The sequence below is a fragment of the Magnetospirillum fulvum genome, assembly GCF_900108475.1.
Taxonomy (GTDB): Bacteria; Pseudomonadota; Alphaproteobacteria; order Rhodospirillales; family Magnetospirillaceae; genus Phaeospirillum; species Phaeospirillum fulvum_A.
This window is the reverse complement of record NZ_FNWO01000006.1, coordinates 124,124-149,187: the sequence shown is the minus strand read 5'-3', so window position 1 is coordinate 149,187 and position 25,064 is coordinate 124,124. Positions and strand designations below refer to the sequence as shown.

Below are 25,064 nucleotides of genomic sequence, written 5' to 3'. Positions count from 1 at the left end.
TGAGAGACAAATCGTAAGGAACATCACAGGTACGGTGACACGATCGGTTCGGCGGTATCTTTCCATTCGTTGGAAATGACTACGGTGGTGGTGTCGGAGGCGGTGCCGATGGTGATGACGCGGGTGTCGTTTTTGACCACCCGACGGGCCGCGCCTTCCAGTTCCAGCGGCACGACCAGGTGCGTCGGGGTGATGCCCAGCTTGGCGCCGCCGTCGCGAGTGAGCGACGCCATGGCGGCCCGCGCCGCCTCGTAGTTCTCGTGGGTCAGGTCGGCCTTGCTTCCATGGGCAAGCTGCCACAAGCCGAAGCCGACGTTTGACCGCCCGTCGCAGCCGTAGATGTACTCGTTTTGCCAGAACACGCGCTCGTCATTGGCCTTGTCCAGGCTAACAAAGCGATAGGGCCGCCGCTTCTGGAATACCAGAGGCCGCATCTGGCGGCTGGCGTCGATCAGGAACCATGCGGGACCGGACCCGGCCTGCATATTCGAAACGCTGGCGGTCTGGCCGCTCTCGCCCTCGATGGGGTGATCCGTGTCGAAAAAATACTGGCCGTCGTAGCAGCGTTCTGAGAATCCCTTCTTCAGCAAGTCGTAGGCCAAGCGGTCGGGATGAATCGCCGCCTCGCGTCCCATCTCCTGCATCAGCGGCGTGAACAAGCCGTACTGATCGTCTTCGATCTGGTTGCCGTTGACCTTGACGGTCATCTCGAAGTTCTTGTTGGCGATGGTGTATTTCCAAGCCGACAGATTCTGAATGATGCGTTCACCGACCCATTCCCGAACCATCGGGAAGTTGCCCAGCCACGCATAGGTTTCCGATTCCGCCGTGCTGGGCACCTCCATGGCGATGATGGAGATGGTGGACTTGGCTCCTTCGAAACCTTTGTTGAAGGTCGTTTTGTAGCCGGTGAAAATGTCGGCGAGCGAAGCGCCGGAGCGAGAGACGAGCATGGGCAATCAGCCTTTCAGGGTCTTGCGATAGTCGTCGGGCGACAAGCCCATTTGTGAACACACGGCAATCTGACCGGGAGCCAGCCCGTCATTGGCATCGCCATCCTTGAGCGGCGACGGGGGACGTCCGGAGAAATCCGAGGCAAACAAATGGGAGAAGACCGGCGGCATTGACGAGGTAAATGCCTGGAACGACTCGGGCGATTGGCTGGCCAACGCCGTTGCCCACTCGCGCATCGCCGGGGAAATCTTCCCGGCCTGCATCGCCGCAGCTACCGCCGTGTCGATCTGCGCTTGAGAAAGCTGCTGACGATAGGTTTCGGCTTGGCTGGCAACGGCTTGGATCGCGGCGACGCTGGCGGATAGATCGGGGGATTGCGATGCGGTGGCGGTGGTATCCGCCGTTGTCCGCTTCATCAGCGCGTCCATCACCCCGGCGGCACCGGTCCCCGAGGGCAAGCCCAGGTGCTTGACGAAAGCCTGCGTCAGCTTGGCCAAGTCGTCGCAGGTCTTCAGGAAGGTGGCATCGTCGGCACCATCCAGGCCCAACAGGGTCTTGGCGCTGGTGAGGGTATCCATGGTCGCTCCTTGGCTGGCGAGGGCAGTCAATTCGAGGTTGGGGAGGTTGGTCAGGGCGGCACCGACGATCCGTAGAACGGACCCGTCCATGGCATGTTGGAATACCGGCGACAGATATCGGTATTCCCGCCGATTGAGGTGCTGCGACGCGGTGGTGGTCCATTCCACCCGGCCCCAGATGCCGTTTGGACCAACGTGCAATCCATCCGCCTTGATCCATCCCGCGGCGGGACGGGGCTGGACATGGCGGGGGGCACGCTGGGTCTGGTGCTCGTAATCAATCGGCAAGTCCGCCCCGCGCTGATATGCGACGGTGGTTTTGATCACCTGGGCAGCATGCACCTTGTCCCGCAAGACGAAAGGGCCGCGTCCGTCGCGGCCGGTGTTCCGGCCGAACGGCATGAGGTGCACACTCCCCACCGCGCCATCGGCCAGGGCAACCGAGCATGTGGCCGTAAGTTCAGAGGCCATTGAGCGGGTATTCGGATGCCCGCCATTCCCCGCCAGGACGTTCAAATTGGCGTTTAAGAAATTTCCGGCCACCCCTGTAGCCGAAGAGAGGGAAATGCCTTCAGCGGGACTTAAATCGCCTCTCGGGAAATTCGGGGTCTCGGTCATTTGGGGGCCGCGCTCCCAAGAAAACTGGGGCGTGCACCATTGAGGGCGTTATAGACGGTTCGTACCGAACATTTGACCTTCAAGGCGATCGCATTCTTGGACCGGCCCTCTTCGTGCAATTTCCAGATCAAGGCCCGGCGCCCCGGTCCACTGGGGATAATGACGTGTCCGGAGCCAAACGTCGTGGCCAACGCCACCGCCATTTCCAGCCCGATCAACCGCGCCAGCTTCGATCGATCGGTCATGCGTTGCGGGGAGCTAATATAAAGTTCAGTCCCACCGACTTCATAGGAAAGAAAGAGAGCGGCATCAATCCCGATAATAGATTTTAATTCTGAGAACTGAATGTATTCGCTCATGTCGCCATCCCGTTCATTTCGCGAAGAAATGTTAAGGGAAGGTTATGTCAACCATGATGAATTTCAAACCCTGAAGGATTTCAGGGGCGGTCATGTCTTCTGTGGAAGAGCATGACTCTCGGCGCGGGCTTGGTCGGGGCAGGCGGTGCCTGCCGCCTACGCGGCGGTCTCGGGTTTGGCCGAGGGCTGGATGTCTTCCCGCAACCGAACACCGCGCTCAATGAACTCGACCCCCGCCGCCTCAAGGGCTGCGCGAATGACTTCCACGGTTGCGGGCTTCAACTCTTCTCCCCGCTCAAACCGCGCAACGGTGTTGGTGGACAGGCACGCCGCTGCGGCTAAATCCCGGACCCCCCATTCAACGGCAATCCTGGCCATGCGACATTGAACTGGCAGCACTTTCGCAACCCTGTTGCGGTTTCTACTTGACCCGGTAATGGTAACTGTGTTGCGATAATGGGGCAAACAAAAACGGCCGAACGGGGCGCTTGCAACACCCCGCCCGGCCTGACCACAACCCGATACGGAGAATCGGATAATGGCTGAGACGATTCATAGCACGACGTTCACCAACCGCACCAACCCTCCCGATAATCTTCAAAGCGGGTTCAAAGCGGCCCTGACCAGCTCCAGCCCCAACCGTCTGGATACCCTTGATACAGCGCAATCCCTGGCAAGTCTGCTATCCGATCTGATCCTCTCCCGCGACACGTCCATCGATTTTCGGCTCTCGCCGTCCGGTGCCGATGGGATGGCCCAGATCATCGGTTTCTTGCGCGAGAGCATGGAAGAGGCGACGATCGGCCTCGAGCAGGCACAGAACGAACTGGCCGAGGCCAACGCCAGCGCCGAACAGGTCGATGAAGCCTATCGGCGTGGCTACGGCGACGGCTTCTCAATCGGGACGCAGTCGGCTCCGATCAGCGGCTCCCCCGTCGGGCGTGAGACTCTTAAATGGTGGGCGCGGATGGGATGCTCCATCGGCTATCGCCGTGGTCTCAGAAGGCATGGAATTCATAATGAAGATGCCTACCGCGATATCTCTGATTTGGCGCAAGGAATGGTCGATGTCGCTTATGATTTTCCGACGGATATCGCCCCCCTTCACCCCCCTATCCTGAACGAGGATGGCGCGGATCGCCGCGACGACGACGCACCACCCGCCGACACCGGCCCCATTCCGGACCTGACCGAGCCCCTTACCGAGGCCGAGCACGGCGGCATCGCCGCCAGTGCCTGAGCATCACGCACGAAGGGGCGGGCCGACAGGTCCGCCCTTTTCGTGTCCGATCCACGGAAGGGAATCGACATGACAACCGACAAGGATGGATTCTCCCTGACTGTCTCACTTCCGGCCGCAGAGTTGGGGGCGCTACGCCGCCGAGTCACCTATCTCGAAGCGACCTTGGTTCAGGTGCTGCGCGGTCAGCGGGGGATCAAGGAATGGTTTACTGCTGCCGAGTTGGCGGAACTACGGTTGCCCGGCCTGTCCCTGGGCAAGGGAGCGATCACCCGGCAGGCCCGCCAGCAGGGATGGACAACACGACCGGGCGGCCGCAACGAATACCACTTCTCGACCCTGCCCCGGCGGACGTTTGAGGCGCTGATCGACCGGGTAATCGCCCCAGCGACCCCCGAGGATCCGGGAAACCAAGTCCCCGCCTTCGCGCCGCCTCCGCTTCCGCCCGAGGCACCCGAAACCGACACGGCGCCGCCCTGGCTGTTGCCACTGATGCGAGTGATCCGCTCGGAGGCCCCGGCCACCGTCAACGAAGCGATGGAGCTACTACCGCGTTACCTGCCGAAGGGGGTGTCCTGCCCGACACTGGAAGAGGCCACCGTCGCCCTGCGGCGACTGGGCATGGTGGGGTAAACACTCGTAATATCCATGATTCGCGTAATGCGCGCCCGTTCGAGCGAACGCCGGAACGGGCGCGACGCATTTGCGCTATTTGTAAAAATACATCAATGGCTTGCTTTCGCTCGTACGCGGGGGCTTCGGTCGTACATCCTGTCTGAGCGAAAAATCTTGTCGCTGAAACGACAATATAATGCCCTTGTATGGCACTGTTTCATTTAGACGAATACCAGCCTGAGTCCGACCTGTGGCTGTGCAGGCCAGGGCCTCACAGGTTTGATTTGTAATATTAATCAATAGCTTGGCTTAAGTCAGACGCTACCCGATAGGTCGGACGCGAGAGTCCGACTTGCCCTCCGGAAGTCGGACTCTCATCACAGGGCTTCCACTCCTCCCACCTGGAGGTATCAAGAGGGCTTTGTTCTCGATCTTGTGTTTAAGTGATCGGCAGAGAACCCGATCACGTTTTTTACCAAAAACACCTTTATTATCAAAAAGATAGTGTTCGCTTTAATGTGGCGTTTTCGCTTAAATATGGGGTTTAAGCGATGAATGTCGTCGCTTTAACTCCCTTGATTCCATCCTGCGATGCCGCTCAGCAAAGATTGGAAGCGACACATCTATTTGATTTGTATTGATTTTTACACAAGATGGAATCGAGAGCGCAAGGCGGAACACCCGTGCCAGCTTGCGAAATTGGGGGGAAGTCCAGATAAATAGATTCGTCCAAAATCGACAGCCGATTCCCCTGAATTATGCAGAATCCGTCCAAAAGGCGATTCTCCGCGCGCTGAGGAAAATCGTTCCCTTTTAGCCCCCCGAAACCGGCGTATTTCCTCGATTCTATCCGGCCTTATCCCGGCTTGTCCCGGCTTATCCGGCCTCATCCCACATCCATCCTTTCGTCCAAAACCCAATGCCGGGTTACACAAGAAATCATCGACCAACCGCTTGGTAAGGCGAATGCGAGCCATGGCGAATCCCCCGTTGTAACCGCCCCTGTAAGCGATCATCCGGCATTTGCAGGCACAACGCGGCATGCCCCGGTATTCCTGCGGGGGCGCTAACGAGCTGATTTATTGGTGAGTCGTTGGAGCGGGTGAAGGGAATCGAACCCTCGTCGTAAGCTTGGGAAGCTTCTGCTCTACCATTGAGCTACACCCGCGACCGGGCGAGAAAGGACATCTCTGCGCTTTCCCGCGGAAGGAGCGGCATTATGCCAGAACGGCGGCGGATGGCAAGTCCGTCGTTTAAGCGGCCCGGGCCGGGGCGGGGTGGAGCCAGCGGCGCTCCACCGTCAGATAGGTCAGGATCGAGAGCAGGATCGCGGTGGTTCCGACCATCAGCACCGCGCCCTGGAAGGCCCAGCCGTCGAGGGCGGCGAAGCGGTCGGCACCGAAGATCTGCTCGGCGACCAGATGCAACACCATGTGATGCAGCAGATAGATGCTGTAGCTGATCAGACCGAGAAAGCGTAGCGGGCGGGCGCGCAGGATCGCCCACGGACCACATCCGGAGGAGGCGCCGAGGAAGATCAGGGTGATCAGCCCGACCTGGGGCAGGCCGTAGATATCGTGATAGCAGGCGAGCAGCACCCCCAGCGCCACCAGTCCCAGCCCGGCCCAGACCCGGGGCGGCAGCACCTTGCGAGCATTGAGGTCGGCGGCGATCAGACCGGCGGCGAAATAGGCGTAGAGCAGAGTATCGGCCGAACCGAACGCGGCCAGGGCCACCCCGGCGGCGTACAGCAGCCAGGGACGGCGGCCGCGGGCGAACAGGGCCAGCAGCGGCAGGCACAGCACGAATTGCCATTCATAGCGCAGGGTCCACACCACCACTTCGATGAAATAGGTCTCGGGGCGGCCGTTGATGTCGGGCAGCGACAGGAAGTCGAAACTGAGCCATTGCCCGATCTCGGCGGCCAGTTCGGCCGGGGTCACCCGCAGGGAAAAGCCGGTTTCCGCCATCACGATCGCCACCAGGATCGCCACCGCCACCGCATACATCGGCCCCAACCGGCGCAACCGCCCCAGCAGCAGCCGGGGCCAGTCGAACCGCGCCCCGCCGAGCAGCCGCTTCCAATATAACGAGGCGGTGATGATGAAGAACAACGCCACGGCGGCTTCGCCCGCCAGATTGTTGAAATTGCCGGGCGGCGGCTCGTACCGCCCAGTGGCGCAGTAGGCTTGGACGATCAGGCTGTGATGGAGCACCACCAGCAGGCTGAGCGCGCCGCGCAGCCCGTCCAGTTCGCCCGCGCGGCCCGCCGCACTGCCCAGGACCGCCTCGGACAGGCGGGGACAGGCTTTCAGCAATCCCCCCGCCAGCAGGAAAATCAGCAGGGCGACCGAGCCCAATCCCGCCAGGGTGGGCAGGGTGGGCAACAGGGAGACTAGCGTCATATTCATCCGGGTCAACCGATCCCGCTCGCAACAGAACGCCCGCCGGGGCCGTCGGAGCGCGAGGGCAATCGGGGCTGGATCGGACAGGATTCAATCCGATCGCATAGGAGGCGAACCATACGCCGACATCCGTATAAACCGCAATGCGGGCGATGGCGTTTCGGGACGGCGATAGCGCCGTATTCACGACGGGGGCGCTCGTGTAGGCTGGGTTGCGGGACAAGACGATGACGAGGCGGTGTCGGCGATGGTAAGGCCAATCTTTGTTGCGGTTGGATCGGCTCTTCTGCTTGCGGGGTGCGTCGAGCGCTATTGGGAAAAGCCCGGCGGTACTCCGGGCGAGTGGGAGCAGGTCAAGGCGGCCTGCATGCTTGAAGGGGCAGGAAAGGTTCCGGTTGTTCCCGTCTATGTCCTCGATCCCGGCAGTTCGCGTACCTCGCATTATTGCGACAAAAGCCGCCGCAACTGCACCACCTACGACACCGTGACCCCGCCATCCTATCGGCAGGAGGACGCCAACGCCGATCTGCGCGATCAGGTCGTGCGCGGCTGCTTCGCCCGCCACGGCTGGATCGAGAAAATGCGCTCGGTGCCGTGACCGTCGAAGGGCGGAGGGGCGGATCGGATCGGTCTCCCGCTCGGGGAATGGTGAATTTCGGGTGACGGCGGCGGGAAACGTGCTATCCAATCGCTTGGGTCGGCATCGCGCGCCGCGGTCGACTCGTTCCTGGTCCAGAGGCACCGGCGTCGGGCCGGTCCCGCACTAGGCATTGATGCTCCCAACGCACGAAAGCAACGCTCCAAACATGGTCTTTTTTCCTGTGGGCCACCCGCTCACCCAAGCTCTGACCGAGCGCGACTATACTGAATTGACCGCTGTCCAGACGGCGGTGCTCGACCCCGGTGCGAAGGGCCGCGACCTGCTGGTCTCGGCGCAGACCGGATCGGGCAAGACGGTTGCCTACGGTCTCGCCATCGCCGATACCCTGCTGGGCGATGCCCTGACGCTGGAACCGGCCGACGAACCGATCGCCCTGATCGTCGCCCCCACCCGTGAACTGGCGCTTCAGGTCCAGCGCGAATTGTCGTGGCTGTACCAGCATGCCGGCGGCCGGGTGGTGTCTTGCGTCGGCGGGATGGACCCGCGCGCCGAACAGCGGATGCTGGCAAAGGGCGCGCACATCGTCGTCGGGACTCCGGGCCGCCTGCGCGACCATCTCGAGCGCGGCGGGCTGCGGATCACCCGGTTGAAGGCGGTGGTGCTCGACGAAGCCGACGAGATGCTCGATCTCGGTTTCCGCGAGGATCTCGAATTCATCCTGGAGGCGACGCCGCAGAATCGCCGCACCCTTTTGTTCTCGGCGACGCTGCCCAAGGCGATCGTCGCTCTGGCCAAGCAATACCAGCGCGACGCCTGGCGGATCGCGGTGTCGGCGGGGCAACAGGGCCATGCCGACATCGAATACCGCGCCGTCCGCGTCGCTCCCAACGAGGTCGAGCACGCGGTGGTCAATCTGCTGCGCTATGTCGAATCTCCGGCGACGCTGGTCTTTTGCAACACCCGCGATTCGGTCCGCCATCTCCAGGCGATCTTGCTTGAACGCGGATTCGCCGCCGTCGCTCTGTCCGGCGAGTTGGGCCAGAACGAGCGCAATCAGGCGCTTCAGGCGCTGCGCGACGGCCGGGCCCGGGTCTGCGTCGCCACCGACGTCGCCGCGCGCGGGATCGACCTGCCCAATATCGGGCTGGTGATCCATGCCGAACTGCCGCAGAACGCCGCGACGATGCAGCATCGCAGCGGCCGTACCGGCCGCGCCGGGCGCAAGGGGATCAGCGTCCTGCTGGTGCTGTTGTCGCGCCGTCGCAAGGCCGAGCAATTGCTTCAGTCGGCCGGGGTTCATGCCATCTGGGGCGGTGCCCCGTCGGCCGACGACATCCGCAAGCTCGATCAGGAGCGGCTGCTGCAAAGCCCGTTCGTCACCGAGGATCTGACCGAGGACGATCTGGCGATGGCCAAGGCCCTGCTGGCCGAACGCTCGCCCGAGGACATCGCCGCCGCGCTGGTGCGGATGTACCGCTCGCACCTGCCTGCCGCCGAGGATGTGTTCGATCCGGGCGAGGGCGGGCCGTCGCCGCGCGATCCCGCCGAACCCCGCCGTCCCCGGCGCGAAAGCACGCCGGGACAGCATGTGTGGTTCCGCCTCAATGTCGGTCGGCAGAAGAACGCCGATCCGCGCTGGCTGATCCCGATGATCTGTCGCCAGGGCAAGATCACCAAGCAGGAGATCGGCGCGATCCGCATCTTCGAGCGCGAGACCCGGTTCGAGATCGACGTCGCGGCGGCGGACAAGTTCCTCGCCTCGGTCGCGCGGATCGAACGGGGCGACGTCCGCATCGAACCGCTGGGCGATTCCGGCCCGGCCGAAGGCGGCGAAGGCCGCCCGGCTCGGACCGAGCGGAGCGAACGGCCCGCTTCGCGGCCCCGGACTCCGCCCCGGACGTCATAATCGGTCGGGGGCTTTGGACAGCGTGTCAATCCGGCGCAAGCTGGGGAACAGCACCGTCCAAAGCCCCACCACCACCAAGGTTCCGACTCCGCCCAGCACCGCCGCCGGGATCACTCCCATCAGCGCGGCGGTCGCGCCGGATTCGAACTCCCCCAACTGATTCGACGCGCCGATGAACAGGAAACTGACGGCGCTGACCCGTCCCCGCATCGCGTCGGGGGTCGAGAGCTGGACCAGGGTCTGGCGGATCACCATGCTGACCATGTCAAAGCCGCCGAGTGCGATCAGCGCCGCCACCGACAGCCACAGCGAGGTCGAGAGCGAGAAGACGATCGTCGCGACGCCGAACCCGGCGACGCAGGCCAGCATCAGCGCGCCCGCCCGCCGCTCGATACTGTGCTGGGCGAGATAGAGCCCGACGACGGTCGCCCCGATCGCCGGAGCGCTGCGCAGCAGGCCAAGACCGGTCGGCCCGACCTTCAGGATATCGCTGGCATAGATCGGCAGCAGCGCGGTGACTCCGCCCAGCAGCACCGCGAACATGTCGAGCGAGATCGCGCCGAGCAGGACCGGATTGGTGCGGATATAGCGCAATCCGGCCAGCACGCCGTCGTCTTCGCCCGGCGCGGCGCGGGCCGGGGTGGCATCGCCCCGCACCGTTTTTACCCCCAGCACCAGCAGGATCGCCGCCAGATAGATCACGGCGGCAAGGCCGAAGGTGACGAGGTGGTTGAGGACGTAGAGCAATCCGCCGATCGCCGGTCCGACGATGGTGGCGACCTGGAACGCCGACGAGCCGGTGGCGACGGCGCGGGGAAAGGTCTCGGCATCGACCAGATTGGGCAGCAGCGACGACAAAGCGGGCATCGTGAACGCCCTGGCCCCGCCGATCACGACAATGATCAGATACAGCGCCCACAGGCTGGGATCTGGCAGGGCAACCACCACGATCAGGGCCAGACTGGCCAGCGACTGGGTCCACAGCGTCGCGGCGACAACGCGGCGGCGGTCATAATGGTCGGCAACATGGCCGATCAGCGGGAACAACAGCACGCCGGGGAGGAACTGGACCAGCCCGATGAAGCCCAGATGCCAGGCGCTGCCGGTCAGGGTATAGACATACCAGCCGATGGCGACGGTCTGCATCTGCCCGGCTAAGGCGAGGCAGGCCCGGATTCCGGCAAAGGCCCGGACGTTGCGGTTTCCGATCAGGAGGTCGAACAAGGCAGTCTCCGTCAAAGACCCACCCGCGCCCGAGCGAGCGTACTCTCGGCCAATCCTCGATTTGACCCGTTGGCGGTTATCGCGCGGGGGGCGTCAGGATCAGGCCGGGCGGGACGTCGTCGCTGAAATAGCCGATCAGGTCGGCGCGTTCGACCGGCACCACCGATTTTAGCCGCGCCGTCCGCGAAGGCGCGATGCCGCATTTCTCCAGTCGGTTGGCGATCTTGAACCGCAGCGATTCGCCAAGGTCGATAGTGCGGTCGGCGACGGCACGACCGGCGCGCAGGAACAGGGTCTGGGCCTCGACCAGTTCGGGGTCGGCCCAGTCAAAGCCGCGCAGGGCCTCGAACGCCCGCTCGACCAAAGCGGCAGGCATCACCGCCTCGGGGCCGGAATGGAACGGGGTGCGATTCAGCAGCGATCCCAGCGCCGCCAGATAGGGGGCGCAATGCTTGCGCTCGGCCGCCAGCGCCGCCGCGCTGTCGATGAAGCGGCGGACCAGATCGGCCTTCAAATCGGGGCCAAGCCGCTCGAACGCGCCGACCATCCGGATCAGTTCGGGGGCGGCGGATTTGGCCTGAACGATCCGCTCCATCTCGGAGCGGGCCAGCGCCTCTTGCCGCTCGCGCGACAATCCGCCCGCCAGCCGCCGCCACAAAATCTGTTCCTGGACCCGGATGCGCTTGCCGGGGAAGCGGGCACCCACTTCGCGCAGCCGCCACAGCGCGTCGATCCGGGACTCGTCCTGGGCGACGCCAAAGCCGGGCCGCAGCAGGAACCCGGCCAGGGTCAGCCACGCCTCTTCATGCTCGACCGACAGGCCGATCTGGTCGCCGCAGGCGTCCAGGCTGGGCCACAAGCTGCGCAGCAGCACCGCGTTCCAGGTGCCGCGCGGTATCCCCAAAATCTGTTCCAGGCTTTGCAGCAGCCGGGGCGCGGTCAGCTTGTCGCCCTTGGCGGCGGGGCGGCCCAGCACGGCGCGGATGCGGGCGGCGGCGGCCTCGATCTTGTCGGAGGGCGCGTTGGCCTCGGCCTGAACCGGGGCGTCGGCCGAGGCATCGGGGCGGTCCTGTTGACGCAGGTTGAAATCGAGCGGCCAGACTTGGTCGAGACCGGGGGCGCGGCTGCGGATCGACACCTGCAACAGCCCCAATTCGTTGACGCGGGCGACCAGCCCGACCGGAATCGTCTCGGCGTTGCTTCCCTCCGGGGCTTGCAACACCGTTTCCAGCGGGGGCAGGGCGCGGAAGCGGTCGGGATCGAGCGCGACGATCTCGCCCAGCCGGACCCGGTCATGGCGGGTCGAGGTATGGACGCGGAAGCTGACCATCCGGTCGAGCCGCAAGCTGAGATCGAGCCCCGACGGTTCGAAATCGCGCTCGACCGCCGCGCCGTGGGGCAGCAGGCAGACCAGCGAGCGCTCGCCATCGCTGTCCTCGCCGCGATGGGCCTCGATGAACACCGCGCGGGCCGCTCCGGCCTCGATCGCGCCGCTCTGTCGATGGCGCAGCCAGCCGGAATAGGCGGCACCGCGGGCGACCGCAAGGTCAAGCTGGCCGTTCTCCAGCACCTGGGGCGCTTGACCGTCCTGCCAGTCCGCGATCCGCTCGCACAGCAGAGCACGCAGCCGCCGGGGCGTCAGCGAGCCGCCATTGAACAAAACCGCGTCGATCCGGGGGCGGTCGCGCAGGAAGTCGGCAAGGTGGCGGGTGACCGCGCCGTCAAAGGCGTAGGGCAGCCCCCATTCCTTGATCGCGGTCGCCGCGCGCTGGGGTCCATCGTCGGGGCCGCAGGCGGGGAAAAAGCCGTCGAACAACAGCGTGTCGAGATCGGCGCGGGTCAAATCGGCGGTCAGCGCGCCGCCGATCAGGCCCGAACCGCGTCCCGGCACCGACAGGGTAAACACCTCGTCGGGGCCGCCGTCCTCGCTCAACGCCCGCTCTTTCAAGGCACGGCAGGACGACACCAGATGATCCCATTGCCCGGCCGACAGCGGGGCCAGCCCCCGGGTCAGGCGCGGTTCCATCAGATGGGCCAGGGCAAGGTCGATATTGTCGCCGCCGAGCAGGATATGGTCGCTGACCGCGACCCGGACGATGCGGGGGGCGGCGGAGCCGTCCTCGTCGCGACGCAGTTCGAACAGGCTGAAATCGGTGGTGCCGCCGCCGACATCGACGACCAGGACATGGTGGCGGGCGTTGTCGGGATCGGGCAGCGCCGCCCAGATGTCGCCGCCGCCGTGACGCTGTTCCAGCCACCAGGCAAAGGCGGCCTGGGGTTCTTCGAGCAGGCGGGTGCGCTCGGGGAAGCGGGCGTCGCGGGCGGCGTCAAGGGTCAGGCGTTGCGCCACCGCGTCGAACGAGGCCGGAACGGTGATGGTGATGTCCTGGGCCTCGAAGCAATAATCCGGCCCCTGAGCGGCGAAGCGGGCATCCCAGGCCGACCACAGATGGCGCAGGATCAGCGCCGAGGCTTCGACCGGGGAAATCTTGTCGGCAATGGCGATCTCGTCGCCGCCCCAGGGCAGGAAGCGGGCCGAGCGGTCGGCGGCGTGGTGGCACAGCCAGGATTTGGCCGACAGCACCACTCGTCCCGGCACCTCGCCCGCCTTGCGCCGGGCCAGCCGTCCGACGATCCAGCCCGGAGCCGCACCGTCTGGCGGGGTTTCCGGCCAATAGAGGGCAGAGGGCAGCGTCGCCGCCTCGGTCCGGGTCGTCTCGCCATCCCATTGCGGAACCGGCAAAATCTCGGTGGTCCCGTCGCCGTCCAGGGCCGAGAAGGCGAGGGCGGAATTGCTGGTGCCGAGGTCGATCCCGATGCTGAAACGAGGCTGGGCCATCACACGAACACACCGCACAGGAGGAAAAGGACGAATGTCCGCTATTCGGTGCGGACCTGGAACTCGACTTTCCAGCGGCGGTCGGAGCGGGTGTGCTTCATCCACACTTCCAGGGTGCCGACATCGGTGACGACGACATTGACCTGAACCGGCACCGGCTGGCCGGGCGGCACGCCATCGACCTCGGGCAGGACGATTTCAAGCAGGCTGACCTCCTGCAATTCGCGCTCGGCATCGGGCAGCACGGTGCCGGGGACGTCGCCGCTGCGGATGTCGGAGGCGAAGAAGCGGAACTCGGCGGGCTGGCCGGTCAGCAGGGCCAGATCGCGTCCTTCGATCACGATCTCGCTGCCTTCCTCCATCCCCTGCGGCACGACGCACAGCGCCTTCAACGGCGGGGTGAAGCCGGGCACCGCCGGCATCGAGGATTCGAGGCCGATGTAATAGGACCGTGCCGCCCCGGCCTTGACCCGGATACCCTTGCCGGTCAGGCGGATACGGCCGAACACCGCCGCCCCTTTGGCAACGGCAAGGTCGGGCTGGGCCCCGGCCAGTTCGCGCACGGCCGCCCCGCCGCTCCACTCGCGCAGCAAGTCCAGCACCCGGACCCGGATCGGCTGGGCCTTGAACACCCCGCCATTGAACAGAACGGCGGTGGGGGCGAGGAAACGGCCGGTCAGACGTTCGGACCCGATCCGCGCCGACAGCGCCTCGCTGGCGCGGACGTTTTCCAGGCTGCGGACCAGGAAGCGGGCGAGATGCTTGCTGATCACCGGATCGGCGGCGTAGGCGAGGCCAAATTCCTGCAACCCGGCCCGGCGGGCCGCCTTGGGCTGGTCGTCGATCCCGGTGCGGGCAAAGAAGCCGTCCAGCACGATCGCCTGGAGTGTGGCGCGATCCAGCCGGGTCGAGATCGAGCCGCCGAACAGGCTGGAGCCGCGCGACGGCACCGTGATCGGCACCTCGGCCAACGACTCGTCTTCGAGCAGCGCGACCTTGGCCCGCGCGGCGGAATGGACCAGCGACAGGAACTGAACATCGCCGATCTGCTTGCCCTCGGCCTCCAGCCCGGCGCGGAGCGCATAGGCCAAAGCGAGGTCCATATTGTCGCCGCCGAGCAGGATATGTTCGCCGACGCTGACGCGGTCGAGGTCAAGTTCGCCGCTCTCGGTCTCCGATACCGCGATCAGGCTGAAATCGGCGGTGCCGCCGCCGACATCGCAGACCAGGACGATATCGCCCGGCCCGATCTGGCCGCGCCAGTCCCGCCCGGCCTGATCGGCCCAGGCATAGAAGGCGGCCAGCGGCTCCTCCAGCAGGGTGACCCGGCCCAGACCGGCGGCTTCGGCCGCTTCGGCGGTCAGGGTGCGCGCCACCTCGTCGAACGAGGCGGGGACGGTCAGCACCACCAGACCCTCGGCCAGCGCGGCCTCGGATACGGTCTGCGACAGGCTGCGGCGGAGATGGTCGAGATAGCGGCGCGAACATTCGAACGGCGACAGCTTGGCCTCGACGCTCTCGGACAGCCAGGGCAGCACCGGCTGGCGCGGGTCGATATGCGGGTTCGACAGCCAGGATTTGGCCGAACTCACCAGCCGGTCGGGCACCAGCGCGCCATGATCGCGGGCGAACTGACCGACGATGGCGCTCCCCGGCGCGGTCTCGGGCCAGGGCAGCGGGAAGGCCCCGGCGGGGAACTCATCGGGATGGGGCAGGTACAGCGCCGACGGCAGGGTCGGGCGCTCGCCGATCTGGTTGGGGCCAAGCACCTGGGTGATGCCCAGGATCTCGGTGTCCGCGCTGTCGGTCCCGGTCCGCGCCACCGCGCTGTTGCTGGTGCCGAGATCGATGCCGAGGCTGAAACGCTGGGTCATGGAATCCGCCGTATCGTTGGAAGACTAGCGAAGCTCGATTTCGGCCGGAGCGATCGCGGGCAGACGGCCCGGATCGGCCTGGACCAGACGCGGCAGCCGCACCGCCTCGACCCGCCAGCCGTGATGGACCAGGGTGCCGGTGAAGGGGGCTTCTCCGCCGATCCGCCCGACCAGACGATATTCGTCGGCGGCAAATCCGGCCGGGACGGTGACGCGGTCGCCTTCGGCCTCGGTCCGGATCGCCTGGATGGTGAAATGCTCGGACAGCACGGCGCGGCAGCCCTGGTGCAGCACCCGGGCGGCGGCGCCGACCTGGGCGTCGCTATAGGGGGTGACATCGTCCATCAGGAAATCGACCAGACGGCCTTTGTCCTGCAACAAAGCCAGGAAGCTGACGATTTCGGCATCGCTGTTGACGGCAGCGGGCGCGGGCGGCAGGGGGGCTGCGGCGGGCAGCGGCCGGGCCGGTTCGGGAGCCGGTTCCGGCTCGGGCTCGGCCCGCGAGGCGACGGTGACCGGCGCGATTCGCACCCGTTCGGCCAACAAAGCGAGGAACAGCACCGACGCCGCCAGCGACATCGCCTTGGGCAGCACACCGTGGATCGCCCCGTCATAGGGGGCGAGCAGGGCGGCGGGCACCAGGCCGAGCGTGGTTAAGACGACGAGGATGAACGCGACAGCGATAATAAGTATTCGCACGGACCCCGACCCCCCTTCTAGCCCCCGGCACGACCCTTCCGCGACGATGCGGGGTAAACTGGCAGAGTTGCGAGACGGGGGCTGTGGTTCAATTCCCTGGGCTCATCCATATTTCCCCCCGTCACCGCTGTCAACGCCGGAGTCTGGCCCCGCTTGGCGCGGCCAGCGGCGGCAGACGCGCCTGGATCGCGGCGGGGAGCAAGGCGAGAACCGGGCGGCGCGCCCGCTGCCAGAACGCCGACAACAGCAGCAGGGCCGAGCCGATCACCAGGGCGGCCATCGCCTCGGTCGCGCCGGGGGTTCCGGCGGCTTCGAGCAGGGCGCTGATCGCATAGAACACATAGGCCAGCGCCGAGACCAACAGGGCGCGGCGATCGACCGCCAGGGCAACCAAAGCGAGGACGAGATAGACCAGCAGGGCGATTCCCGCCGCGACCGCTTCGCCCGATCCGCCATCAATCACGCCCAGCATCGAAAAGATTGGATGGACGATCAGGGGGGCGGCGGCGAGATGCAGCCAGAAGGCGACGTCGGAGCGGCGGGTGGTGCGGGTGGGGTCGCTGGTATCCCACCACATCGCCAGGGTAAAGGCGGCCAGACCGCCCGCCAGCATCAGCGGCATTCCCCCATGCAACCGCAGCGGCGGCACCAAGGCCAGCAGCAAGGCGGCGGCGGTCAGGATCGCGGCCCCGGCTCCGGCGGCGACGGTGATCGGCACCATGAAGCGACGCCAGTGCAGCCAGGCGGCTCCGGCGGCCAGCGCGGCGCATCCGGCCAGGGGATAGCCCATATCGGTTCCGAACAGCAGATCGGACGAGGCGACCCGCCCGGCGGCGGCGAAGAACACGCCCCCGACAAAGCCCAGCAGCAACAGAATGCTGGGCAGCGCCATCCGCCGCCGTCTGGTGAAATATTCGGCCAGTCCCCAGCTTAACAGCGCGACCAGCAGCCCGCCGCCGCTGGCATCGGTCTGACCGCCCAGCCATCCGGCGGCGGTCAGCATCAGCAACAGGGCGATGGCGACGAAAATGTCGTTAAAGCCGGTCAGCAGGCGGAAATGCTCTTCGTCGGCGGCAGGGGCGGCGGCGCGCCGGGCGATGAAGTTTCGCAATTCCGCTGCCGCTTCGGGGCTGATCGCTCCGGCGGCGACCGCCGCGTCGATATCCTGGTCGGTATACATCTGTAATTTCATCCGCTGTCCCGGTTGGAGCGGCACTATAGCGGGCCGGGGCCGCTCTTGACAGGGCAGGGGTGACGGGCGCAACTTACTGACTGGTTAGTCATTAATTCGAGTCTCGCCATGCCCGTCCCTTCCGTCCCCCTTGGGTCCGAGCCGTCCGTGGTTCCGCCCCGTCGCCGCCGCCGCAAGGAGGCGCGGCCGGGTGAGATTCTCGACGCCGCGCTGGAGGTGTTCAGCGCTAAGGGATTTTCGGCGGCACGGCCTGACGAGATCGCGGCGCTGGCCGGCATCTCGAAGGGGACGCTGTACCTCTACTTCCCCAGCAAGGAAGAGCTGTTCAAGGCGATGGTGCGCCAGACCGTTTTGCCCAATGTCGGCGAGATGGAGCGTTGGGCCGCCGCGTTCGACGGCTCGGCGACCGAGATGTTCCAGGGATTGCTGGCCCGGATCGCCCGGCTCTTTTCGACTCACCGGGTGGGGCGGATGCCGAAGATCATCATCAGCGAGGCGACCGCCTTTCCCGAACTGGCCCAGTTCTGGATCGGCGAGGTGGTCGAGCGCGCCTTTGCGGTGATGCGCTCAATCCTTGATCGCGGTGTCGCGGCGGGCGAGTTCACCCCGGTCCGGGCCGAGGCGGTGATCGTGCTGTTCTCGCCGATGCTGATGCTGGCGCTGTGGAACCAGTCGATCGGCCCGGCGGTGGGACGGCCACTTGATCCCGAGATGATCGCGGCCGAGGCGGCGCGGTTTCTGCTCGACGGAATCCGGGTGCGGGAGGAAGCAAGATGACACGGCTTGGTCTGATCGTCGGTCTGATGCTGCTGGCGGGCTGCGGCGACGAAACTGCCTCGGTCCAGGGCTATGCCGAGGGCGATTACCTGCGGATCGGCCTGCCTACCGCCGGGCAGGTGGCCGAGATCAAGGTCGCGCGCGGCGGCTGGGTCGAACCGGGTGACCCGTTGTTCTCGCTCGACCGCAGCGCCGAACAGGCGGCGGTGGCGGAGGCAGAGGCCCGGCTGGAGCAGGCCCGTCATCAGCGCGACAATCTGCTGACCGGCAAGCGGCGGCTGGAATTGCGCGCAATCGAGGCGCAGCGCGCCCAGGCCGAAGCCGATCTGCGGCTGGCCGAAATCCAGGTGCGGCGGCAGGAGGCGCTGATCCGCACCGAAACCACCTCGCAGGCCAGCCTCGACAATGCCCGCGCCATCGTCGAGCGCGACCGGGCCAGGGTCGGCGAATTGTCGGCCCAACTGGCCTTTGCCCGCGAGGGCGGGCGCAGCAGCGAGATTTTGGCCGCCGAGGCAGCGATGGGGGCGGCCGAGGCCGCGCTCGATCAGGCCCAGGCCCGGTTGCGCCAGCGCAGCGCCGAGGCCCCCCAGGCGGCGCGGGTCGAGGACGTGCTGTTCCGCCCCGGCGAGACCGTCGCCGCCGGTCAGCCGGTGGTCAGCCTGCTGCCGCCCGGTAATATCCTGGTCCGCTTCTATCTTCATCCCGATCAGGTCGGGCGGATCGGGATGGGGGCGGTGGTGGCGCTGTCCTGCACCGGCTGTGCCGACGACCAGACCGCGACGGTCAGCTTCATCGCGCGGGAGGCCAGCTACGTTCCGCCGATCCTCTATTCCCGCGATAACAAGAACAAACTGGCCTTCCTGGTCGAGGCGCGGCCGACCGCCTCGGCCGACCGGCTGCGGCCGGGCCAGCCGGTCTCGGTCACCCTGCCGCCGTCGAATGGTGCGGCGAAATGACCGCCGCCGCTCCTGCCATCGCGGTCGAGGGATTGAGTAAATCGTTCGGCGGGCGAACGGTGGTTGATGCGCTGTCGCTGACGGTTCCGGCGGGCAAGATCATGGGCTTTCTCGGCCCCAACGGATCGGGCAAGACCACGACGATCCGGCTGTTGTGCGGGCTGTTGACCCCCGATAGCGGGCGGGGAACCTGTCTTGGCCTCGACATCTTGACCCAATCGCCCGAAATCCGCCGTCAGATCGGCTATATGACCCAGAAATTCTCGTTCTACGAGGATCTGTCGATTGTCGAGAATCTGGATTTCGTGTCCCGCGTGTTCGATCTGGCCGACCGCAAGCGCAAGGTCGCCGCGACGCTGGAGCGGCTGGGGCTGGCCGACCGCCGCGACCAACTGGCCGGGCAATTATCGGGGGGCTGGAAACAGCGTCTGGCCCTGGCCGCCTGCATCCTGCACGAACCCCGCCTGCTGCTGCTCGACGAGCCGACCGCCGGGGTCGATCCCAAGGCCCGGCGCGAGTTCTGGGAGCAGATTCACGCCCTGGCCGCCGACGGGCTGACCGTGCTGGTCTCGACCCATTACATGGACGAGGCCGAGCGCTGCCACGAAATCGCCTATCTCGCCTATGGCCGCCTGCTGGCGCGCGGCACCGTCGCCGAGGTGATCGCGGCGGCCGGGCTGACCACCTTTACCGCCCAGGATTCCGGCACCGGAGCGATGCGGATCGCCGATCTGGCCCGCGCGCTCGCCGGGCTGCCGGGGCTTGATCTGGTCGCGCCGTTCGGGTCGGCGCTTCATGTCGGCGGCGGCGATGCCGCCTTGCTGCGCCACAGCCTTGCCCCCTTCCTCGCCAACCCTGATTTCGTCTGGCGCGAGGATGCGCCGACCCTGGAAGACGTCTTCATCCATCTGATGGGACGCTCGACCGACAATTTCGCCGGGGGGGCGCGATGACAATCCGCTTCGGTGCCTCGGCCCACCGGCTGTGGGCGATGATCTTGAAGGAATTCATCCAGATGCGGCGCGACCGCCTGACCTTCGCGATGATGGTCGGGATTCCGCTGATCCAGTTGATTCTGTTCGGCTTTGCGATCAATTCCGACCCTCGCCATCTGCCGATGGCGGTGTTGGATTCCGACCGGGGGCCGTTCGGCCGCGCTTTGGTCGCGTCGATGCAGACGTCGCGCTATTTCGATCTGGTCCGCTTTGTCGCCTCCGAGGACGAAGCCGACGCATTGCTGGCCGAGGGCAAGGTCCAGTTCGTCGTCTCGATCCCGGTCGATTTTTCTCGCCGCGTCGCCCGGGGCGAGCGCCCGGCGCTGCTGGTCGAAGCCGACGCCACCGATCCGGCGGCGACCTTGGGCGCGTTGGGGGCGCTGGAGACGATGGCGCGCACCGCGCTCGACCGCGACCTCACCGGCTCGCTGGCCGGGCTGAAAGCCTCGGCCCCGCCGTTCGAGTTGAGGATTCATCGCCGCTATAACCAGGAAGCCGATACCCAGTACAACGTCGTCCCCGGTCTGATGGGGGTGGTGCTGACGATGACCCTGGTGATCATGACGGCGCTGGCGGTGACCCGCGAGCGCGAGCGCGGCACGATGGAAAACCTGCTGGTGATGCCGTTGCGCCCGATCGAGGTGATGCTGGGCAAGATCGCGCCCTATGTCGTCGTCGGCTATATCCAGGTCGCGGTGATCGTGATTACGGCCCGGCTGGTGTTCGCTGTCCCCATTGTCGGCAGTCTGTGGCTGCTGACCCTGACCAGCGTCGTGTTCATCGCCGCCAATCTGGCGATCGGCTTTACCTTTTCGACGGTGGCGAAGAACCAGACCCAGGCGATGCAGCTCAGCTTTTTCTTCTTCCTGCCCTCGATCCTGCTGTCGGGCTTCATGTTTCCGTTCCGGGGCATGCCGCTATGGGCGCAATATCTGGGCGAAATCCTGCCGCTGACCCATTTCCTCCGGGTGGTGCGGGGCATCATGCTGAAAGGCAACGGACCGGGCGAGATCGCCGCCGAGGTCGCCGCCCTGGCGGTGATCTTGCTGGTGGTCAGCGTGGTCGCGGTGCGGCGCTATCGCCAGACGCTGGATTGACCTTATGACCTTGCGCCCAGGGCATCCCTGACCGGGGCTGGCGCATCGGTACTTTTCGCCTAAGTTTAACCGCTCGATCTTCGCCAACAGGATTCCCCGCCCGATGACCTCCCCCCGCCCGATCGTCGCCCTGGTCGCCCTGCTGCTGCTGTTGTTCAATGGCGGTGCCGTGGCGCAGGGGCTGCCCTCCCTGGGTGGAGCGGCCTCGGCTCCGCCCGCGGCGACGGCGACGCCCCAGGATGCCGCCGCCGATTCCCAAGCCCAGGTGGACTCGCTTCAGGCCGAACTGGACGAGGCCCGGGTCGATTACGCCCGCCTCGGCAAAGCCACCGCTCCGGCGGCGGCGCTGCCCGCCGAAGTGGTCGAACGCGATTACCTGTTGGGTGAACTGATGGCGGCGCTGGAACGCCATCTCGACATCATCGCCCGTCTGCCCGAAGCGTTGCGCCGGGTTGCCGATCAGGAGGAGAAGACCCGCGCCTGGACCGCCAACCCGACTCCGCCGCCGGTGTCGATCCTGGCGGTCGATCACCAGCGCGATCTGCTCGAAGACACCCGCGCCCGGCTGAAGGCGGCGACCCAGCGCGAGGGATTTCGCGACCAGCAGATCGCGGGCGAGGAAAAGCGACTGAAGGCCAACGAGATTCTCGTCCGCCAGCAGGGGGAACGGATCGACGCGGCCCAGACCGACGCGGACAAGACCCGCGAAACCTGGCTGCGCGATGTGGCCCGGCTGCGCTCGCGCTCGGCTGCCGCCAGCATGGCCGAGGCCAAGGCGGCCAAAAGCATCGACCATGCCGAAATCGCCGAACTGCGCGCCTTGGCCCAAGTGCAGGAATTGCAACTGGCCGAAATGCGCCGCAACGAGCATTTCACCGAGGCCGAACTGAACGCGGTGCTGGCCGATCTCGACCGCCAGATCGCGCCGTTGCAGACCCGGCTGATCCGCCAGCAATCGGTCAGCACCCAGTCGCACCGTCAGTTCGATCAAGCCCAGCGGGCGCTGGCCGCGTTCAAGGCCGCCAACCCGGCGATCCCCGCCAAGGGCAGCGTGATGGAACAGCGGTTGAAGAAGCTGGAGCGCGAGGTGGCGCTGCGCCGTCTTCAGGTCGATACCGACGATCTGGCCGACGATACCCTGCGCCGGATGATCGAGGCGCGCGGCTGGGAGCGGGCGGGGTGGCAGTTCCGCTGGTATCTGTTCAACGGCAAGGACGACCGCGACAAGCTGCGCGAGGCCGAGGCCAATCTGGCCCTGACGGTGCAGAAGCTGGAGAACTGGCAGCATTACCTCCGCGACGAACTCGCCCGCACCACGCCGTTCGGCGGCGATGACAGCACGCCGCTGGCGGCGGCGCAATCGAGGGCCGATGCCCAGGACAACGCCGCTTTGCGCGACGCGTCGCGCCAGCGGGCGGTGATCCTGCGCGACGCGGTCAAGCTGGTCGATGCCCTGCTCCACACCTTCCGCAGTTGGGAGCAGGATCTTCAGGTCCGCGACGGCGAAAAGCCGCTGTCCTCCGTCGCGCGCGAGGGCTGGTCCTCGGTGGTCCATACCGTCCGCATGGTGTGGGATTTCGAACTGTTCTCGGCCGAGGACAGTATGGAGGTCGATGGACGGCGCATCACCGCCGTCCGCAGCGTCACCATCGGCAAAAGCCTGGGCGTGATCTTGCTGGTGGTGTTGGGGGCGATTCTCAGCCGCCGCCTCCTCAACATGTTGGGCGCGATCGCGGTCAGCCAGTTCCGTCTGCCCAAGGACCACGCCAACACCCTGGTCCGCTGGCTGCACATCGTCATCGTCACGATGCTGTTCATCGTCGCCCTTTATGTCGCCAACATCCCGCTGACGGTGTTCGCCTTCCTGGGTGGTGCGCTGGCGATCGGCGTCGGCTTTGGCACCCAGGTGATCCTGAAGAACTTCATCAGCGGCATCATCTTGCTGTTCGAACGCCCGCTGCGGGTCGGCGATATCGTCGAGGTCGGCGCGGTCAGCGGCACGGTGACCCATATCAACATTCGCTCCTCGACGGTGCGGACCTCGGACGGGATCGAGATCCTGGTGCCGAATTCGACCTTCATCGAAAACAACGTCACCAACTGGACCTACAGCAATGCCAAGGTCCGCCGTTCGGTCGCGGTTGGAACCGATTACGCTTCGCCGCCGGAAAAGGTCGCCGAAGTGCTGATGACGATCGCGCGCAAGCATCCATCGGTGCTGGAAGACCCGCCGCCCTGCGTTCTGCTCGACAATTTCGGGGCGGATTCGATCAATTTCATCCTGCGTTACTGGATTGATTATGCCAGCGGAGCCGACAGTTCGAAAATCGCCTCGGAAATCCGCTTCATGATGGCGTCCGACCTCGCCAAGGCAGGAATCTCGCTTCCCTACCCGCAGCGGGTGGTGCATCTTCACCGACTCCCGGACGAGCCGGTTCCGGTTCCGGTTCCGGCTCCGGCTCCGGCTCCGGCTCCGGAGAAACCGTCTGTTCCGGCTCTGGCGAAGCAGAAAGAGCCCGTGTCCGCTCCCGAGGCGGGTTAGGGCGCGTCGGGCGGCGTGCAGCAGCATTGGTGCCGCAGCCGGGCGTTCGAGCGGATATTGTCGTCCTGGAAGGCGGCCCAGCCCCGGCTGAGGCGGTGCAGGCGGCGGCGGGACAACACCAGCCCGGCGGCGGTCAGGTGTGGCTCCAACTCGGTCAGCGTTGCGCGTTGCAGGTCGTAGCAGAGTGCGATCCGATGCCCGCAATCTTGGGGGCGGACCTCCGTGACGCCTGGAATCAACGCGATCCGCGCCAGGGTTGCCGGATCGGCTTCTGCGTCTAAGGCCAGGATGCGGGTGCGGAGCAGGGGGGCGTGGCTCATCGCGGTTGGGTTCTAATTCTTGGCATGGGAGATTTGCAGCCCCTCCAGGCCGGGCAGGGCGGCCAGGGTGGTGGCCAGCCGGTCGATCGAGGGGATTCCGGTATGGCGGGACGAGGCCAGGAAGTGCCATTCCGTCCAATCCGGGGCGAGCTCGATCGACAGGGATTCCGGGCTTAAGGCAAAGCCGTGGGCGGCGATCAGTTGGTGCAACTCGATCTCGGACAACGCCCCGGCCGTGGTGCAGCGCAGCCGCACCGCCAGTTCGTGATTCGACGGCAACCGCCATTCGACCTGCCGCAACGCCAGCATGCCGACGGTGGCGAGCAGGGTCAGCACGAAGGCGGTGGCGTAATAGCCGATGCCGACGACGATCCCGATCGTCGAGGCCGTCCAGATCGAGGCGGCGGTGGTCAGGCCGCTGATGGTGAAGCCATCCTTCATGATGACTCCGGCGCACAGAAAGCCGATCCCGGTGACGATGCCCTGGATCACCCGGGTCGGATCGCCGACCAGCGCATTGGTGACGCTGCCCCCATACCACGAGGCGGGATGGCCGACGACGACGGTCAGCGCGGCCGAGGCCATGCAGACGAAGCCATAGGTGCGCATCCCCGCCGCGCGTCCGTTCCAGGTGCGCTCGTAGCCGACCACCAGTCCGAGCAGCAGCGCGCCGACGATGGTGAGGCAGGCCAGCAGATTGTCCTGCACCACCCGGTCGGACCAGTAAACGACGGCAAGGTCGGTCAGGCTCTGTACGGTCATCCGCGGGGTGTCCTGAAGCGAGGTCGGGTCCATTGTGCGATCAAGCGTCGGCGATATGAACTGATTTCGCCGCTCTGTGTGCTATCGTAGCGGCGGCGTAAAGCTAGACGATGCCGACCGACGGGAGAGCTTGATGACCGGATACCGCGTTTCTTTCATCCGTTCCTCGGGCTGGACTCGTCTGGGTCTGGCCGGGGCGGTGCTGTGCCTGTTCCTCACCCCGATTCTGTGGTCGTTCGGACTGTTCGGCGTTGATGACGTTGCGCTGAAACGGGCCATCGTGTTCGCGGTGTCGGGGGCTTGGCTGTTCGGCCTCGGCTTCTTCCTGATCGGCTGGGCCTTGCAGGGCTTCGTCGTCCGGGTCCGCAGTACCGAGGACGAGGACGACCACCATCCCGCCGCTCGCCCGTCCGCGCCGCCGCCCGGTCGTCGGGCCAACTGATTCCCAAATGCGTTAAATAGGCAAGAGGTTAAGCCTATCAATAGGCGTATGCTCTCCGGACGTCCCTCT

At 65.8% G+C, this 25,064-nt stretch carries 22 protein-coding genes and 1 tRNA gene; 10 read left to right on the top strand and 13 right to left on the bottom strand.

Annotation, left to right across the window (positions count from 1 at the left end; all coding sequences use genetic code 11):
* Positions 1-23: 23 nt before the first annotated feature.
* The 4 genes from BLW40_RS08890 to BLW40_RS08875 form a co-directional block, all read right to left on the bottom strand.
* Positions 24-953, bottom strand: a complete 930-nt coding sequence (locus BLW40_RS08890; RefSeq protein WP_074767688.1) for a Mu-like prophage major head subunit gpT family protein — start codon at positions 951-953, stop codon at positions 24-26.
* A gap of 6 nt (positions 954-959) precedes the next feature.
* Positions 960-2,150: a phage protease gene (locus BLW40_RS08885; protein WP_083386709.1), complete on the bottom strand. Its 1,191-nt coding sequence runs from the start codon at positions 2,148-2,150 to the stop codon at positions 960-962.
* On the bottom strand, positions 2,147-2,509 hold the full coding sequence (locus tag BLW40_RS08880) for a helix-turn-helix domain-containing protein (RefSeq protein ID WP_074767684.1): 363 nt from the start codon (positions 2,507-2,509) through the stop codon (positions 2,147-2,149). Before BLW40_RS08880 ends, BLW40_RS08885 begins: the two co-directional genes overlap by 4 nt.
* Before the next feature lie 156 nt (positions 2,510-2,665).
* Complete coding sequence (locus BLW40_RS08875) at positions 2,666-2,887, bottom strand: transcriptional regulator (protein ID WP_074767682.1); 222 nt, start codon at positions 2,885-2,887, stop codon at positions 2,666-2,668.
* A gap of 160 nt (positions 2,888-3,047) precedes the next feature.
* On the opposite strand from BLW40_RS08875, the gene BLW40_RS08870 reads away from it, so the two are divergent.
* Both BLW40_RS08870 and BLW40_RS08865 read left to right on the top strand, forming a co-directional pair.
* The gene (locus BLW40_RS08870) at positions 3,048-3,749 is read left to right on the top strand and encodes a hypothetical protein (protein WP_074767680.1); all 702 of its coding nucleotides are present in this window, start codon (positions 3,048-3,050) and stop codon (positions 3,747-3,749) included.
* A 69-nt stretch (positions 3,750-3,818) separates the two neighbouring features.
* Entirely contained in the window at positions 3,819-4,382 is a 564-nt protein-coding gene (locus tag BLW40_RS08865; protein WP_074767678.1) for a MerR family transcriptional regulator, read from the top strand.
* 1,076 nt (positions 4,383-5,458) lie between these two features.
* Here BLW40_RS08865 and BLW40_RS08860 read toward each other — a convergent pair.
* Positions 5,459-5,532 (bottom strand) — tRNA-Gly (locus BLW40_RS08860).
* Positions 5,533-5,617: 85 nt separating this feature from the next.
* The gene (locus BLW40_RS08855; RefSeq protein WP_139305544.1) at positions 5,618-6,769 is read right to left on the bottom strand and encodes an acyltransferase family protein; all 1,152 of its coding nucleotides are present in this window, start codon (positions 6,767-6,769) and stop codon (positions 5,618-5,620) included.
* A 247-nt stretch (positions 6,770-7,016) separates the two neighbouring features.
* On the opposite strand from BLW40_RS08855, the gene BLW40_RS08850 reads away from it, so the two are divergent.
* Positions 7,017-7,367 carry a hypothetical protein gene (locus BLW40_RS08850; protein ID WP_074767674.1) on the top strand — a complete coding sequence of 117 codons (351 nt, stop codon included), beginning with the start codon at positions 7,017-7,019 and terminating at the stop codon, positions 7,365-7,367.
* A 208-nt stretch (positions 7,368-7,575) separates the two neighbouring features.
* Positions 7,576-9,276 (top strand): DEAD/DEAH box helicase, encoded by a 1,701-nt coding sequence (locus tag BLW40_RS08845; RefSeq protein ID WP_074767672.1) that lies wholly within the window; start codon positions 7,576-7,578, stop codon positions 9,274-9,276.
* On the opposite strand, the gene BLW40_RS08840 is transcribed toward BLW40_RS08845, so the two are convergent.
* The 5 genes from BLW40_RS08840 to BLW40_RS08820 form a co-directional block, all read right to left on the bottom strand.
* Positions 9,271-10,500, bottom strand: coding sequence for an MFS transporter (locus BLW40_RS08840; protein WP_244511115.1), 1,230 nt, complete (start codon positions 10,498-10,500; stop codon positions 9,271-9,273). The two genes, BLW40_RS08845 and BLW40_RS08840, sit on opposite strands and share 6 nt — an antisense overlap.
* Before the next feature lie 76 nt (positions 10,501-10,576).
* Positions 10,577-13,339, bottom strand: coding sequence for a hsp70 family protein (locus tag BLW40_RS08835; protein ID WP_074767668.1), 2,763 nt, complete (start codon positions 13,337-13,339; stop codon positions 10,577-10,579).
* A gap of 41 nt (positions 13,340-13,380) precedes the next feature.
* Positions 13,381-15,213 (bottom strand): Hsp70 family protein, encoded by a 1,833-nt coding sequence (locus BLW40_RS08830; RefSeq protein ID WP_074767666.1) that lies wholly within the window; start codon positions 15,211-15,213, stop codon positions 13,381-13,383.
* Between the two features lie 24 nt (positions 15,214-15,237).
* Positions 15,238-15,912 (bottom strand): DUF2760 domain-containing protein, encoded by a 675-nt coding sequence (locus tag BLW40_RS08825; RefSeq protein ID WP_244511114.1) that lies wholly within the window; start codon positions 15,910-15,912, stop codon positions 15,238-15,240.
* Between the two features lie 130 nt (positions 15,913-16,042).
* On the bottom strand, positions 16,043-17,104 hold the full coding sequence (locus tag BLW40_RS08820; RefSeq protein ID WP_244511113.1) for a hypothetical protein: 1,062 nt from the start codon (positions 17,102-17,104) through the stop codon (positions 16,043-16,045).
* A 108-nt stretch (positions 17,105-17,212) separates the two neighbouring features.
* Here BLW40_RS08820 and BLW40_RS08815 point away from each other — a divergent pair, with 108 nt between their 5' ends.
* From BLW40_RS08815 to BLW40_RS08795, 5 genes are all read left to right on the top strand, one after another.
* A complete protein-coding gene (locus tag BLW40_RS08815; protein ID WP_074767660.1) occupies positions 17,213-17,881 on the top strand; it encodes a TetR/AcrR family transcriptional regulator in 669 nt (222 codons plus the stop codon).
* Positions 17,878-18,837 (top strand): HlyD family secretion protein, encoded by a 960-nt coding sequence (locus BLW40_RS08810; RefSeq protein WP_074767658.1) that lies wholly within the window; start codon positions 17,878-17,880, stop codon positions 18,835-18,837. The genes BLW40_RS08815 and BLW40_RS08810 overlap by 4 nt, the downstream gene beginning before the upstream one ends.
* On the top strand, positions 18,834-19,790 hold the full coding sequence (locus tag BLW40_RS08805; RefSeq protein ID WP_074767656.1) for an ABC transporter ATP-binding protein: 957 nt from the start codon (positions 18,834-18,836) through the stop codon (positions 19,788-19,790). The genes BLW40_RS08810 and BLW40_RS08805 overlap by 4 nt, the downstream gene beginning before the upstream one ends.
* A complete protein-coding gene (locus BLW40_RS08800; RefSeq protein WP_074767654.1) occupies positions 19,787-20,929 on the top strand; it encodes an ABC transporter permease in 1,143 nt (380 codons plus the stop codon). The genes BLW40_RS08805 and BLW40_RS08800 overlap by 4 nt, the downstream gene beginning before the upstream one ends.
* Before the next feature lie 103 nt (positions 20,930-21,032).
* Positions 21,033-23,471, top strand: a complete 2,439-nt coding sequence (locus tag BLW40_RS08795; protein ID WP_074767652.1) for a mechanosensitive ion channel domain-containing protein — start codon at positions 21,033-21,035, stop codon at positions 23,469-23,471.
* On the opposite strand, the gene BLW40_RS08790 is transcribed toward BLW40_RS08795, so the two are convergent.
* Both BLW40_RS08790 and BLW40_RS08785 read right to left on the bottom strand, forming a co-directional pair.
* Positions 23,468-23,791, bottom strand: coding sequence for a hypothetical protein (locus tag BLW40_RS08790; RefSeq protein ID WP_074767650.1), 324 nt, complete (start codon positions 23,789-23,791; stop codon positions 23,468-23,470). The genes BLW40_RS08795 and BLW40_RS08790 overlap by 4 nt on opposite strands.
* Before the next feature lie 12 nt (positions 23,792-23,803).
* Entirely contained in the window at positions 23,804-24,553 is a 750-nt protein-coding gene (locus BLW40_RS08785) for an MgtC/SapB family protein (RefSeq protein ID WP_074767955.1), read from the bottom strand.
* Between the two features lie 133 nt (positions 24,554-24,686).
* On the opposite strand from BLW40_RS08785, the gene BLW40_RS08780 reads away from it, so the two are divergent.
* Positions 24,687-24,995, top strand: a complete 309-nt coding sequence (locus BLW40_RS08780; protein WP_074767648.1) for a hypothetical protein — start codon at positions 24,687-24,689, stop codon at positions 24,993-24,995.
* The last annotated feature ends 69 nt before the right edge of the window (positions 24,996-25,064 follow it).

Coding starts and splice junctions, on each gene's coding strand:
- BLW40_RS08810 (WP_074767658.1), top strand. CDS start 17,878: ATGACACGGCTTGGTCTGATCGTCGGTCTGATGCTGCTGGCGGGCTGC.
- BLW40_RS08885 (WP_083386709.1), bottom strand. CDS start 2,150: ATGACCGAGACCCCGAATTTCCCGAGAGGCGATTTAAGTCCCGCTGAA.
- BLW40_RS08890 (WP_074767688.1), bottom strand. CDS start 953: ATGCTCGTCTCTCGCTCCGGCGCTTCGCTCGCCGACATTTTCACCGGC.
- BLW40_RS08800 (WP_074767654.1), top strand. CDS start 19,787: ATGACAATCCGCTTCGGTGCCTCGGCCCACCGGCTGTGGGCGATGATC.
- BLW40_RS08805 (WP_074767656.1), top strand. CDS start 18,834: ATGACCGCCGCCGCTCCTGCCATCGCGGTCGAGGGATTGAGTAAATCG.
- BLW40_RS08790 (WP_074767650.1), bottom strand. CDS start 23,791: ATGAGCCACGCCCCCCTGCTCCGCACCCGCATCCTGGCCTTAGACGCA.
- BLW40_RS08865 (WP_074767678.1), top strand. CDS start 3,819: ATGACAACCGACAAGGATGGATTCTCCCTGACTGTCTCACTTCCGGCC.
- BLW40_RS08880 (WP_074767684.1), bottom strand. CDS start 2,509: ATGAGCGAATACATTCAGTTCTCAGAATTAAAATCTATTATCGGGATT.
- BLW40_RS08835 (WP_074767668.1), bottom strand. CDS start 13,339: ATGGCCCAGCCTCGTTTCAGCATCGGGATCGACCTCGGCACCAGCAAT.
- BLW40_RS08850 (WP_074767674.1), top strand. CDS start 7,017: ATGGTAAGGCCAATCTTTGTTGCGGTTGGATCGGCTCTTCTGCTTGCG.
- BLW40_RS08870 (WP_074767680.1), top strand. CDS start 3,048: ATGGCTGAGACGATTCATAGCACGACGTTCACCAACCGCACCAACCCT.
- BLW40_RS08855 (WP_139305544.1), bottom strand. CDS start 6,769: ATGACGCTAGTCTCCCTGTTGCCCACCCTGCCCACCCTGGCGGGATTG.
- BLW40_RS08785 (WP_074767955.1), bottom strand. CDS start 24,553: ATGACCGTACAGAGCCTGACCGACCTTGCCGTCGTTTACTGGTCCGAC.
- BLW40_RS08830 (WP_074767666.1), bottom strand. CDS start 15,213: ATGACCCAGCGTTTCAGCCTCGGCATCGATCTCGGCACCAGCAACAGC.
- BLW40_RS08845 (WP_074767672.1), top strand. CDS start 7,576: ATGGTCTTTTTTCCTGTGGGCCACCCGCTCACCCAAGCTCTGACCGAG.
- BLW40_RS08815 (WP_074767660.1), top strand. CDS start 17,213: ATGCCCGTCCCTTCCGTCCCCCTTGGGTCCGAGCCGTCCGTGGTTCCG.
- BLW40_RS08875 (WP_074767682.1), bottom strand. CDS start 2,887: ATGGCCAGGATTGCCGTTGAATGGGGGGTCCGGGATTTAGCCGCAGCG.
- BLW40_RS08820 (WP_244511113.1), bottom strand. CDS start 17,104: ATGAAATTACAGATGTATACCGACCAGGATATCGACGCGGCGGTCGCC.
- BLW40_RS08795 (WP_074767652.1), top strand. CDS start 21,033: ATGACCTCCCCCCGCCCGATCGTCGCCCTGGTCGCCCTGCTGCTGCTG.
- BLW40_RS08780 (WP_074767648.1), top strand. CDS start 24,687: ATGACCGGATACCGCGTTTCTTTCATCCGTTCCTCGGGCTGGACTCGT.